General features: G+C 38.3%; 13 protein-coding genes and 2 pseudogenes. 4 read left to right on the forward strand and 11 right to left on the reverse strand.

Annotated elements, in window-relative coordinates:
- From KHB02_RS07135 to KHB02_RS07165, 7 genes and pseudogenes are all read right to left on the reverse strand, one after another.
- Positions 1-905 (reverse strand): hypothetical protein (locus tag KHB02_RS07135; RefSeq protein ID WP_420848070.1); only part of this gene is annotated, 905 nt, incomplete at its 3' end.
- Positions 906-1,306: 401 nt separating this feature from the next.
- A complete protein-coding gene (locus KHB02_RS07140; protein ID WP_213145812.1) occupies positions 1,307-2,584 on the reverse strand; it encodes a TRAP transporter large permease in 1,278 nt (425 codons plus the stop codon).
- Positions 2,585-2,622: 38 nt separating this feature from the next.
- Positions 2,623-3,129: a TRAP transporter small permease gene (locus KHB02_RS07145; protein WP_213145811.1), complete on the reverse strand. Its 507-nt coding sequence runs from the start codon at positions 3,127-3,129 to the stop codon at positions 2,623-2,625.
- An 87-nt stretch (positions 3,130-3,216) separates the two neighbouring features.
- Positions 3,217-4,320: pseudogene (gene dctP / locus KHB02_RS07150) on the reverse strand (TRAP transporter substrate-binding protein DctP).
- 26 nt (positions 4,321-4,346) lie between these two features.
- Entirely contained in the window at positions 4,347-5,222 is an 876-nt protein-coding gene (locus KHB02_RS07155; protein ID WP_213145808.1) for an isocitrate lyase/PEP mutase family protein, read from the reverse strand.
- Positions 5,223-5,236: 14 nt separating this feature from the next.
- Complete coding sequence (locus KHB02_RS07160; RefSeq protein ID WP_241113757.1) at positions 5,237-5,767, reverse strand: 3-isopropylmalate dehydratase small subunit; 531 nt, start codon at positions 5,765-5,767, stop codon at positions 5,237-5,239.
- Positions 5,764-7,050 carry a 3-isopropylmalate dehydratase large subunit gene (locus tag KHB02_RS07165; RefSeq protein WP_213145806.1) on the reverse strand — a complete coding sequence of 429 codons (1,287 nt, stop codon included), beginning with the start codon at positions 7,048-7,050 and terminating at the stop codon, positions 5,764-5,766. Before KHB02_RS07165 ends, KHB02_RS07160 begins: the two co-directional genes overlap by 4 nt.
- A gap of 150 nt (positions 7,051-7,200) precedes the next feature.
- Here KHB02_RS07165 and KHB02_RS07170 point away from each other — a divergent pair, with 150 nt between their 5' ends.
- A complete protein-coding gene (locus KHB02_RS07170; protein ID WP_213145805.1) occupies positions 7,201-7,794 on the forward strand; it encodes a TetR/AcrR family transcriptional regulator in 594 nt (197 codons plus the stop codon).
- A 105-nt stretch (positions 7,795-7,899) separates the two neighbouring features.
- Entirely contained in the window at positions 7,900-8,037 is a 138-nt protein-coding gene (locus KHB02_RS07175; RefSeq protein WP_213145804.1) for a YvrJ family protein, read from the forward strand.
- Positions 8,038-8,514: 477 nt separating this feature from the next.
- Here KHB02_RS07175 and KHB02_RS07180 read toward each other — a convergent pair whose 3' ends face one another.
- From KHB02_RS07180 to KHB02_RS07195, 4 genes and pseudogenes are all read right to left on the reverse strand, one after another.
- Positions 8,515-9,501 carry an SPFH domain-containing protein gene (locus KHB02_RS07180; RefSeq protein WP_213145803.1) on the reverse strand — a complete coding sequence of 329 codons (987 nt, stop codon included), beginning with the start codon at positions 9,499-9,501 and terminating at the stop codon, positions 8,515-8,517.
- A gap of 26 nt (positions 9,502-9,527) precedes the next feature.
- Positions 9,528-10,397 (reverse strand): TPM domain-containing protein, encoded by an 870-nt coding sequence (locus KHB02_RS07185; RefSeq protein WP_213145802.1) that lies wholly within the window; start codon positions 10,395-10,397, stop codon positions 9,528-9,530.
- Positions 10,394-11,422: a TFIIB-type zinc ribbon-containing protein gene (locus KHB02_RS07190; RefSeq protein ID WP_213145801.1), complete on the reverse strand. Its 1,029-nt coding sequence runs from the start codon at positions 11,420-11,422 to the stop codon at positions 10,394-10,396. Before KHB02_RS07190 ends, KHB02_RS07185 begins: the two co-directional genes overlap by 4 nt.
- Before the next feature lie 41 nt (positions 11,423-11,463).
- Positions 11,464-11,888 (reverse strand): annotated as a pseudogene (locus KHB02_RS07195) (PspA/IM30 family protein); the annotation flags it as partial.
- Positions 11,889-12,403: 515 nt separating this feature from the next.
- Between KHB02_RS07195 and KHB02_RS07200 the strand changes: the two are divergent.
- Together KHB02_RS07200 and KHB02_RS07205 are read left to right on the forward strand one after the other, a co-directional pair.
- The gene (locus tag KHB02_RS07200; protein ID WP_241113758.1) at positions 12,404-12,790 is read left to right on the forward strand and encodes a hypothetical protein; all 387 of its coding nucleotides are present in this window, start codon (positions 12,404-12,406) and stop codon (positions 12,788-12,790) included.
- A gap of 3 nt (positions 12,791-12,793) precedes the next feature.
- A complete protein-coding gene (locus KHB02_RS07205) occupies positions 12,794-13,252 on the forward strand; it encodes a hypothetical protein (RefSeq protein WP_241113759.1) in 459 nt (152 codons plus the stop codon).
- Positions 13,253-13,355 lie beyond the last annotated feature (103 nt).

Below are 13,355 nucleotides of genomic sequence, written 5' to 3' on the forward strand. Positions count from 1 at the left end.
GGTGGGCCATAAAGGATAGAATTAACACTGAGTTCTTGCCGACTATCATTAATCGGAACATTGACTTCTAAGTTATTAATCAATTCAGCATACTCCTTATCAAGAAATTCAATTAAATCTTTTACGGTGACAATCTCGTTATTGAATTCAAGTTCCATATCTAAATTTAGGATTTCCGGCCGTTCTTTTTCTCCGCCAAATTCACCTGGGGCCGTGATTCTTCTAAGTGCTTTTTCCCCTGCTCTTAAATAACAATAAGTCCGACCACTATGGTCACCATTGCACCACTGATAGATTCTAGGATAGTCGACATTTTTGGTGCAAATCCGTTGTGCAACATTCTGAATTTTTGTTGCCTCATGGTATCTGTCTGTATCCTTTTTGTTTTGGACTTCTTTATATGAAGAGTACGTAAGTAGTGCGGTTGCAAGCCAGACTGCAGTCGGGACCTGGTCAATCTTTGTTTCAATAATAGGTTTGGGATATGTTAGATTTGGATACAGTTCTTGTAAAGCTGCCGCCAATTCCGGTCTAAGCTTCCATTCAAAATTACCTCTTTTTCTATCATTTACTTCCTGTCCGTAAAATAAAATATACCAGTAAACATTAGAGTTACTTCCATCCCTTGTAGGCAAATCTCCGATATTCAGCTTTGCTCCAATCCTTTTACCTAAATTGGTCGCTAATCCAATGTATGAATTAGGGGTATTACCCAATTTTTCACTCACTTCTTTACAGGTAGCGGCATGGTTTTCGAAAGAATAAATGCATTTCATATGTTCAAGATTTTTTTCTGAAAAAATTTCTCCGTCCCGAAGCAAATCCAGCCATTGGTCTTTTGAAATCTTTACTTCGTAATCATAATATCTTGGATATGCCTGATCAATTTTATCTTGTATACTCATATGTAAAATTCCTTTCAATATAATTACTAGTTTTTAGTTATACTGCTCTTTTCCCAACCAGTTTTACACCAAAAAAAATTAATGATTTACTATTATTCTAACAGATTTAGGAAATATGTACTTTCCAAATTTGGTAAAACTCAATTAAGGGTCCCACCAAGAAAACAAAAAGCCAGGACGAATTTTTTCATCCTGGCACCCTTAAGTGGGTAGCCCACATAAATATACCTTAAGGGAATTCACTAAAAACCCCCTTATCAATTCCAATTTGGAGACAAAAAGCATTATCCTACCCAGGTTAGCATCAAATTGGAAATGACCTGATTCGCTTAATTCTTCCAAACCCGATATCGTAAGTGTGCCAAAAGAAACCAAGGTCTAGGTTTTTTTTGACAATACTATTACATCTTAGACGGAAGATATAATACAATTTCAGGAAAAATAATTATTAGAATGACTGTTAATAAAAGAACTCCAATAAAAGGGACTGATCCTTTTAGTACTTTATTTACACTTATTCCGGATTGCTGACTTGTAATGTATAGGTTGATTCCAACAGGCGGGGTAACCAATCCAATTTCTAATAATAAGACTACTAATATACCAAACCATAAAGGATCGTAACCCAAGTCTGTGATTAACGGGAATACAAGTGGCAGTGTTAGTAGCATAGACCCAAACAAATCTAAAAATAATCCTAAAATCAAATACATTAATACTATTAACACTAAAACACCTAAAGCAGGAATACTAGTTGATTCTATATAACTTATTAGTGAATTTCCTAAACGACTAAATGCAACAAAGTAAGAAAATAATGTTGCTCCAACTAAAATAACAAATATCATACATGTCTGCTGAACAGTTTCAATTAATGCATCAAGAATAGCCTTGAAATTCAACCTTCTAATCAATAGTCCAATCACAAGTGCACCAAATGCGCCAAATGCTGCTGCTTCTGTTGAAGTTCCAATCCCCGCATAAATAGCAATAATCACCGCCAAAATTAATAATAATATTGGCCATATATGCTTTAAGGATTGAAACCTTTCCCTCCAACTAGATTTAGGTATAACACTTTTATTTTTAATTGCAGCAGCTACTACAACAATACATAATAAAAATGCAAGCAATAATCCAGGTATAATACCAGAAATTAGTAATTTTCCAATAGATGTTTCAGTTTGAATGGCATAAACAATAAGTGGTACACTGGGGGGAATTAGTGCAGCTAATGTTCCACTTGATGAAGCTACCAGACCGGCGGAAAAGGAATCCGAATATTTAGATTTAATCATTTGTGGCACTGCCACTTTAGACATGATCGAGGTGGCAGCGATACTTGATCCTGAAAGAGTTCCAAAAGCGGCACTTGAAAAAACAGTCGTTACTCCAACACCTCCCGGTTTGTGCCCAATCCATTTTAAAACACAGTCAAATAAGTCCTCGGCAATTCGGCTTTTTGAGATGAAATTTGCCATTAAAATAAACATAGGGATGGTCGTGTAACTAAACCCATTGACACTCCTATATGCAGTTGTGCCCATAATTCCCATTAATGCATCCCACCCAGAAACAAACCAAACTCCAACTGAACCTATGATTAATAACACAAAACCAATCGGCATTCCCACTAGTATCAGAACAAGTAATAATATGGTTAAAATAATGACGCTCATAGCATCTCACCCCTAATTCAATTAATTTATCGTATAAATTACATTTCTAAATCATTAGTTTTTATGTTATTATTAAAAATTTTTTCTATAAAAATAGATAGTAACAATCTAATAAACATGACAAAAGATCCAAAGGAAATGGCCAAAACTGCGGGCGCCAATGGATATGCAATACTGCTTATAGAATGGATACCTTGATTAACATGACGGAGAAATAATAAAAAGGATGTATACGTAAGTACTAAAAAAATTCCTGCAGATAAAATCTTAACTAAAACATCAAAAACTGACTTCACACGCACTGAAAAAAATCTCTGTATCAATTCTACCTTCACATGACCACCATTTTTTTGGGTAAAGCTCATCGCAAGAAAAACGACAAATACCATTAGGTATTCTCCTGTAAACTCAATTACTCCAGCAATAGGTTTATTTAAAAAAAATCTTAAAACTGCGTTCGCAACTATTAATACCATCATAATAAATAAAGCAAAACTAGATAAATACGCTAAAAACTGATCAATCTTATTGTAGATTTTTAGCAAATTATACTCCTCCCAAAAGTGACTCTTTTAAAATATTAAAAGGGGGTACTCATCACTGGAGACGAATACCCTATTCATCAAATTTCATTATTTATATTTTGCTAATAGTTCCTCAAACTGATCCAACACTTCTCCAATTTTAAATCCTTCCTTTTCATTTTTTGCAGTCCAGGATTTATTAAATTCTTTATATTTATCATTCCACTCTTTCTTTTCTGCGTCTGAAAGTGTTTTTATTTCCATTGTTTTGGACCATTCAGCGATAATTTTCTTATTTTGTTCATCATCTGCTTTACTTCCACTATCGACAACTTCAGATGCAGCTTGTTTAAATGCCTTTTTCACGTTATCCGGAAGTGACTGCCAGACATTTTCGTTGATAATAAAACCACAATTTCCTGCTCCAAAACTAGCACCCTGTGTACCATATTTGATTAGTTCTCCTAATCCAAATGAATCAAGAGTAGTCGAATATTGAGCCACTTGATCAACAATCCCTTTCTCAAGTCCTTCATATTAATCAGGGGTTGCTATTGTGACAGGGGTCCCGCCAAAATGCTCAATTAATGCACTTATAAAAGCACCTGAGCTTCTTATCTGTTTTCCTTTTAAATCCTTTGGCGATGTTGCGACGCCTTTTGTACTGAATAAATCATATGGATTTGTAACATAACCTAATAATGGCCTTACGCCGTTTTTTAAGTAATCTGTTTCAAGAACTGGATCTTGTTGGATCAATTCATGAAAAGCCTTTGAACCTTGATTACTGGAATTAACTAAACCTGGGAAACCTGTAATTGAACTACTATAAGGCATCCTGTCCGAGGTATATGAACTAATATAGAATGCAATATCTGTAACCCCTTGTGAAGTTAAATCAAGATAATCACTCACATTTCCTAATTGCTGAGAGGGATAAAATTCGAATTGCACTTGACCATCCGTTAATTCTTTGACTCTGTCCATAAATGGAACGGTTACTGTCTTGGAAAAAAATGCATCCGGTGCTTCATGTGTGGCAAATTTTAAAGTGATTTTTTTCTTAGAATCGTTAGTTGATTGTTTTGAATTATCTCCCGATGAAGAACTTCCTCCTGTTGAGGACGTACCTCCACATGCAGACATAATAATCATTAAACAGATAAGCATAATTGATGTGAAGAATTTTTTATTCATCTCCATATCCCCCATAGAATATATTTAATATTGGCTCCAACCTATTTTTGTAAAGCACTAAGATATTTGTCTTGCAAACTTTCAATTTCTTTAAAACCAATAATTTCTTTGAATTCACTTAGTGACATCATTTCAGTATCCATTTCCTTCGTTTTTTTGAACTTTAGCAATTCACTTAGTCCTTTTTGAACTGCTGCGCTCGCTAGCAGTAATGGGACTAGTGGAAAATGAATAAATTTTGCATTCATTTCTCTTAATAATTCCTCTGGTAATCCACTACCAGCAAATACGGTCATTTGAACTGAAAGCGGACGAGCCAAGGCCTTACCAAACCTCGCTAAACCATATTCATCACCATTCACATAGGATAAAGGTTGAATAAAGTCCGCACCTGCTTCTATATAAGCATTAGCGCGTTTGACTGCTTCCTCACCTTCTGCATCCGTTCTAGCTATAATGACAAAATCCTCATCTGTCCTTGCATCAACTGCGGCTTTAATCTTTGCTACCCCTTCTTCCAACGAAATAAGTTCAGGTTTAGAACTAATTCCAAGCGGACATCTTTTAGGAACCACTTGATCCTCTAACGTAATGCCGGCTACTCCAGCTTTTTCAAATTGCCTTACTGTTCTCATGACATTGATGGCGTTCCCGTATCCTGTGTCCGCATCCGCTATAACAGGAACACTTACTGCATTCACAATATTTTGAACTACTTGCAGATTTTCCGTTGCAGTATAAAGCTCGGCATCAGGTAACCCAAGGGAACTCGCTGAAATGCCAAATCCTGTAGTAAAAACAGCATCAAAACCCGCTCTTTCAATTAAGATGGCACTCAATGAATCATAAGCACCGGCCGTATAAATAAACTCCTTCTCTTTAACCATTTTCCTTAACACACTAGTTTGCCTGACCATATTCCACTCTCCTTCTAGTTTTCAACCTTTTGTCCGCTTGCAAAGCGTTTCTTTAAATATTCGATGTGCCCGCCTAATTCGATGATATTTCTGTCAGAAGCAGGTAATGGGGCATAGTTTATTTTTTCTTTGGTTGATTCGTTCAATATATAAGATTCATTCCAATTTACAGTAAGGCTATCAAAACGCTTCACCTTTTTTAAAATCCCCTCACACTTGATGAGTGGCACCCCATCTGCTACCTGTCCTCTATAAAATCCAGGAGAAAATGATTCTGCAATAATGCCAGCAAGGCCAAGGTGTCTTAATACCAACATAGGCGGCTTATGAGGATGTCCATAACCAAAGTTTCTTCCCCCGATAATCCAATCTCCTTTTTGGATTTTCTCAACAAAATCAGATTCATATTCTTTCATACAAACCTTTACTAGATTTTCTACATTAGTCTCTTTGATATTTTCAATTCCAACCACACGATCAATATCAAAATGTTCCTCATCAAAAATCCAAATAACCCGGCCTTTCAGGATATCCAATTTATTCACCCCTTACTATTAATTAAGTCACCAGTGTCCATATATTTTCTAGGGTCAGTTATGACCCCATCAATTGCTGAGGCGGCTACAGTTGCTGAACTTACCAAAAATATTTCTGCATCGGTGCTGCCCATTCTACCAGGAACATTTAAGGTAGCTGTTGATAATGCCTTTTGTCCTGCCGAAATCGTTCCACTTCTTCCAAAACAAAAATCGCAGCTTGGCGCAGCAATAAAGGCTCCTGCTTCAAGGAATATAGATAATAAGCCCTCTTCTGAGGCTTGATGCATCAACTCATTAGATGATGGGATAATATTCAATTTAAAATTGGAAGAGACTTTCCTGCCTTTAAGAATACTGGCTGCTACACGCATATCATCAATTGTCCCTCCAACACAAGAACCAATATACCCCTGGTCAATTTTTATTCCTGCTACTTTACTCAGTGGAGCAATATTGGCGGGTGAAGGCGGCAGTACTACTAGGGGTTCAAGATCTGTTAAATCTATTACATACTCATTCTCATATTTTGCATCAGAATCAGGTTTAATTAATGAAAATTCATTAAGTGCCCTATCTTGTAAGTATTCTTCTACCTTTGCATCAGGTACTACAATGGCGCTCACAGCACCGACAAACATGGCAAGTCCACAGATGATAGCCCGTGCATCGATACTTAAATGAGAGATACTTGAACCATCAATTTCTAACACGTTATTTAAACATCCATCTGGGCCTATTTTAGATTGAATATAATTATAAATATCTCTAGCTGTAACCCCTTTTTTAGGAATACCTGTTAACGTTACTTTTACACTGCCTGGGACCTGAACCATTACTTTTTCCGAAAAATAGGCTTCAAATAGGTATCGACGATTACCAATTGCTAATGCACCAAGTGACCCTAAAGCGCTTACGTGGCCATCATAATGGAATAGGAATGCACCTGGGGTTGCGTATCCCAGCTCTCGCGCCATTTGATGTCCAATGCCCTTTCGTTCGTACAAAGTAATTCCCTGCTCTTTTGCAAACCGACGTGTTTGTTCGTGAAATGCTTCTTCTTTAGCTGTAATAGTAGGAGTCATGTGGTCAATGAAGAGAACAAATTTTTCGGGGTGTTTGACTTTCTTGATGCCAAATTCATCTTTCATCTGCTTTTCAATCCTGTCTGTATAACCAGGAAAATCATACGCTAAGACATAATCGGGGGATACCATTAGTTCTTCCCCAGGTTTAACGACCTCTTTCCCAGCTACTCGTGCTAAGATTTTTTCCGTAAGAGTCATTCCCATGTTCTACACCTCCAAAAAGTTTTCATAGTATTCTCAAACAAAGTGACCGAGTTCAATGACCGCGGTCATTGTTTTTTTAAATTATATAATGTATAATCGAACTAAGTCAACATATTATTTTGAATTTACTGAATATTAGGGGTGAAAAACTTGAAGCCACGTCAAATCAATGCTTTGCAGACAAAGGAAAATATTTTTAATGTTGCCTTAGAACTTTTTAACAAACACGGGTTTGAAAATGTATCAATTAATGACATCACAGATAAAGTTGGTATAGCAAAAGGAACATTTTATGTTCACTTTAAATCCAAGGATCAAGTTATTGTGGAACATTATAAAAAAATTGATGATCAATATGAAATTACTTTTAAAAAACTGGATAGAGTTGAAACAAACTATGAAAAAATCATGTTAATTTTTCAAGAAGGCTTTTTATATACTGAAAATGTTGGGAAAGAACTATTAAGGGTTGTGATGATCAACCAAATTAGCGGGAAAGAAGATATTCCCTTTGTTATGGATAGCACTCGCAAAATCTATAAGATTTTGTTTTCTTTAATACAGGATGGTCAAAGAAATGGAGAATTTTTAAAGGATAAAGATGCCGATGAGCTTGTAATGGCAATACTTCAACATTATGCAGGTACGTTTATGAGATGGTGCTTGTTAGATGAAAATACTCCACTATCTGAAATAGGAGTTAATTCAATGAAATTGATTATTGATAGTTTCATAGCAAAATAGGGATGGGAAGTATTCCAATATTATATCCCTATTTTTAAGAGAGAGGCCGGGATCATAACGAACGACCACTTTTTAAAATAATAATCAGAAAGGAGAAGAATGGTAGTGGAACAATTCATTTCATTCATAAACGAGGTAGGATTTCCCATTGTGGTGACACTTTATCTGCTTTATCGTATTGAATCGAAGCTAGATTTAGTGGTCCAGTCGATACAGAGTTTACCTGAGCGGATGAAGGTGTGAAGGATATATCCGACTGGGTGAAAATAGCCAACTACCATGTTTTCAGGATAGTTGGCTTTTATTCTTTGGCTCTGTTATTATTCATTGTTGATTTTCGTGTAGGTATGATAATTAATAGGCGGAGAAATTCCGGCTATTATATAGAGAGATTGCATATGAAGTAGATATAAGCGGAGAAATTCCGGTTAACTGCTCTAAATAAGACAAAAATTAATGATTTGGATAATATAAACGGAAAATCTTCCTTTATTTTTAAGGAAATAGGGGTATTTCCCAATTTAAACGGAATTTTTCCGTTTATTTTCAAACACAGTGAAATCAACATTCAGTTTTAACAGAGCCTATTCTTAAATAGATGATGTCAAGCTAACATAAGTTCATTGTTTCGAAATACCACCACCGGGCAAGACCAGTAACACAGGGTCAGACCCCCATCACGTTAAAGCTTTAGCGAATTGGGGGGCTGACCCTTTGGCCTTAAACAAGTTTTTGTCCGCAGTTTGGACAGAAATTAGATCCTTCGTTTTTTGTACCACAATTGGGGCAGAAGTTCGGACGCTTTTGCCCTTCTGTCGACGCTGGTGCATCTGACGAAGGCGGTGCCGGTTGGTTCTGGGGCTGCTGGTTCATTTGGTTCAGCATTTTACCCGCAATATTCATCCCCATCATCATCCCGGCCATATCTGATGCTGCCCCTCCGCCACTCATTTTTCCCGAAGCCATGCCATCTGTGAGCTCAATTTGCTGATAGCGGCCAACATCGCTAACCATGCCATGCGAAGCATTTTTGTTAATTCGGTCTTGAATCTCTTTTGGATAGCTGAAGCTCATCACATTAAATCCGGTCACTGAGATGCCGCTTTTTAACATTTGCATATCCAAATCATCCTGAATACCTTTGGAAATATCGAAGGAATTGGCTTGAAGATTGAACATATCCTTTCCTTCTCTTGAAATCCATTTCATCAAAAGCTGGTCAAGGACAGCGGTGATGCGAATTTTGACATCCTCCACCAAGTATTGCTCGCGAACGCCGGCAATTTGATCAATTAACGCAATATAATCCGCCACTTTAAAATTAAAGGTCCCGTTTGCTCGGATAGGCATCCCGCCCGGAAGCCCTGGCGCCGGAATATTAATCGCGTTTTGCGTACCCCATTTGACGACAAATTCCTTCGTATTCACAAACAGCACTTCCACCCGCATGCCGCTGTTGAAGCCGAATTTGAACCCCTTTAACGTCGATAAGAAGGGAATGATTTGCGATTCGATATCATACTCACCTTCGTCTTGGAAAACCCCTTCGATTTTTCCATTGTTGAAAAAGATGGCATCCTGGCCGGGACGAATGATCAATCGGCTCCCCTTTTTAATTTCATGATTGCTCCATTTATAGAAAATCATATCATCGCGAAATTCCTGCCATTCTACTACGTTTGCAAATTGATTTTTAAAAAAAGACATCGATCATCTACTCCCCTTCCACTTTATTAAAACTTGCCTCTGCTGCCGCTATGCGAGTGGCCGCCCCCAGTGATTCCACCACCGCCGCTGCTTGTATTATTGGACGGTTTTCTTTGCCGTGTCACGGTTTGATGGGTAAAGGTATCATGCTTTCCAATGACTCTGGATTTATCATGATCCATATACGTCTGGGCATTGACCGTGACTCTTCCCCCAGAGCGATAAGCCATGATGGTCACTACGATACCTGCCACAACAAGGGAGGAAATAAGTTGAAACCACCATTGAAAAAAGATATTTTCCTCGTCAGTGCCCGTAACATAGTGGTTTTGCCCATCAGATCCGCCGCCGTACCCATAGTCCTTGGATCCACTGGAGTCACTGGTTGGCTCTTGGCCCATGTATTCATACGAAGTATTTAAAAACTGGGAAAACGCTTGAAAATATTGCCCATCTGATAGATCTGGCGTAATTTGATCGCGAATCTGATCAAGCCTTTCATCATTCAAATACTGCTCGGCTTTTTTAAACCCAGCCAAGTAGATATCCCTCTCCCCCATATCAATCGCTAGGATCGCGGTATTTCCATGGGGTTGGTCAAAGCCGGGAGCATTTTCATCATAGAAATCCTCGACATACTGGACGATGTCCTTCCCATCCGAGCCATTTAACGTAATGATGATAAAAGCAGTTTCACGCTGTCCTCCCAATTCCGCCGCCAATGTTTGCAGTTCTGCTGCTTCAGCTTCCGTCAGCAACTGAGCACGATCATAAATATAATGCGTCCGATCAAATTCTTGCGCTTTCGCAGTCTGAAGGAACCCGAATAGCAGCACCAGCGGAACAATCAATAACAAGAACAGAAGTCCTTGTTTTCGAAAATAATTCCTACTCACCAAAAGCCACCTCCCATAAAATAGGCGACACATTTTAACGCAAAGAAGGTGCCCAAGGCAATACCACTAAACCACGAAGCGACTTTACCCTTGCTAATCGGCGGTTTGCCGACCACTTTGCCCGTTTGTCCATTCATCGCAAATAGATAATTTGAATGGTTATAATCATAACTTACCAGCCATACTGGCAATAGAACATAATCGCTTTTTCGGTTTTTTATATCAATCTGCTGATCCGTTATCCTGATAGAATGATAGCCTGATAATGTAGATTGAATATAAGATTCTATATATCCATCGATTTTGTCTTTCGCCCGTGGGAACAGCTCTTCGTCTGAATAATTGTATTTCTCGGCGAGATAGCCAGCCAAATAAGGGGTTTTAAAATCCTTTAATTGGTCATACGGGTATGGCTCCAATTTATCCATAAATTCATCATTCATTTTTTCCGATGCATCAACAGGAATTTTGACATAATCAAGATTAATATCTCGAAAAACATCATAATATTTTGTTTCCGTATAAATATAATCACCCTGAGTGTAGGTCCTGACCCTTGTGCCTGTTGCCTTTACCTGTACCTTGCTGTTTAAGTCATACAGCCAAAAGGGGACGTACAGTCCTGTCATACTTTTGATTCTGTCACCATTCAGGAAGCCTTTTGGGGTAAGCAACCCTTTTCTGCACCATTTTTGAAACGCCGTTATTGCCTGTTCCTTGCTAATGGAAAAAGGAATGACCTTTGCCGGTGCAAGATTTCCTGATAATCGGTCGGCAATCACCACACCCGCACCGCAGAAGCCGCAATGGGTCGCTGCGGTTTCCGCGTCAGTGATGAGCTCGGCGCCGCAATTCTCGCAATGGTACTCCTTTGCCTCATCCTCTGAAAATCGCAGTGACTTCAATTCTTCCGGATAATTTTCAATATTTTCGTGCCGGCCGCAAGCTTCACAGGATAAATCTCCTGACTCTGCATCAAAGCTCATATCACTCCCGCAGCCGGGGCATTTATAATGAAGGATCATATCCCCTCACCCCTCTTGTATGAACAAATAAAAATCTGCTATTTTGCTTTCAGGATCATCTTGCGCGTTTCCACTCCTCGATTTCTCTCATCAGTTTATGATGCATTTGTTTCATTTGCTGGGAGTTTTGTGATGACAATTGGTACGCCGTTTGGAGTTCCGATAAATTGGTCGTCAGCAGCGCTTTTTTCTCCAGAAACTTCCTTGCGTCGCCCTCATTGCCTGCCTCCATCGCCTTAGCTGCGTAGCGCTCCATTTTATTCATCTCATCCTGGCACTCCTCCAGCTTCCGTTTTGCCCGTTGCTCTTCCGCCAATACCGACGCCGTTTCTGCTTTTACTTTTCCCAAATCCTTGTTCAAATTCTGCAAATACTGATCAATCATTTTCTCAGGGTCTTCCGCCTTATCCAACAACACATTGATGTTGCTTGCCATAATATCTTTAAATCTTGTCAAAATACTCATTCCTGCCCACCCCTTCGAAAAAGTACCAATACAATATACTGTTTTATTTTCAAAAAGTTTCACATTTTACTGGCGCAACCCAGGCAAAATTATAGGAGGTATGCCCTATGAGACATGAAATAACCAAAGGGAAAAATCAGGCAACACCCAAATTTTATTACTTCACTCAACATTAACTTAAACCATTCCTTGTAGTTGAATCCCTGATACTACTCGTTATTATTCTGCTCAACCTACCAGTGTTTCAAAGGTATAGTTACTTTTTCTATTCCATTTCCCCCTCCATCTTCCATTTTCCTCCTAATTAAAAAACTATCAAATTGGTACGAAAATCACGAAATTGGCCTTCTCATTTCCAATTTGGAGCCGAAAATCGCATTTTCCTACCCAAATTCGCTCCAAATTGGAAATGAGTGAATTCGACTCAGTCTGCCAAACCCGATATCTTATAAGTGCCGGAATCATAGAAACGATGAATGGCAAGATATAACCAATCATAAGGGTGGTGCATACAAATGAGCTTAAAATCAGCCAGTATTGAACACTTTAACGAGTTTTCTCAATTTACTAGCCTCACTGAATTTAACCACCATATCGAACAGTGGCTGCTAGAGCATAAGGCCGACTTCTCTAAAGGGGAACTAGTTGGCTTAAAGCGTCTTGTCCGATTTGCCGCAAAGATCCCTGGTGTCTGCAATGCCAAAATCGGAACCATTCTGAAGGCCATTCACTCGGAATTCCACGACAATGGCATTTCCCGCTCAACCTTTAAACGGATGGTCTTAAAAGCTAAGGAATTAGGAATCATCACCGTCTACGAAACAGAGAGAAAAAACGGCTCACAGACTTGCAACTTATATGTTTTTAATCGTTTTCCTGCAAATGAACCACCCAAACCGTAAAAAATGAACCAGCCAATAGAAACTAGTTATCTTTTAAAAACTGAAAAAGAACCAAAGAATAATAAACGTAAAGAAGAACCGTTGGAATTAGATCATAGCTATGTTAGCAATCATGTTCCACAAGAATTTGTCCAGCTGGTAAGCTACTTTTATTCTGACGCAAAGACCATTGAGGAATTCTGGCATATGACGCAAATTGCTGCCTATAAATATAACAGCGAAAACGAAACAGATCAGATGCAGAAGATTGCTATTGAAGCCTTTAAACAGCTGATTCGCAAATTAAAATCAACTAAAGCTGTCAGAAATCCAATCGCCTACTTTTATGGCGTTTTGCAGAATAAATTTATGCGCCGATTTTATGATGAGCTTGACGGAGAATATGGTGTTTTACCAGGTTCTATGGCTAATGATTCCTGGATCCATAGTATGTTTATGGCTTATTATGAAGACAAACTTTAATTGTTTATTTTTATCATAACTTTGGTACAAAAATTAGCAATACCACGTTTCTGTAGGCTATAGCCCGTGGAGCATTTTACATTCTAATTGTGTAATAGTCTTA

Source organism: Neobacillus citreus (assembly GCF_018343545.2).
Classification (GTDB): domain Bacteria; phylum Bacillota; class Bacilli; order Bacillales; family Cytobacillaceae; genus Neobacillus; species Neobacillus citreus.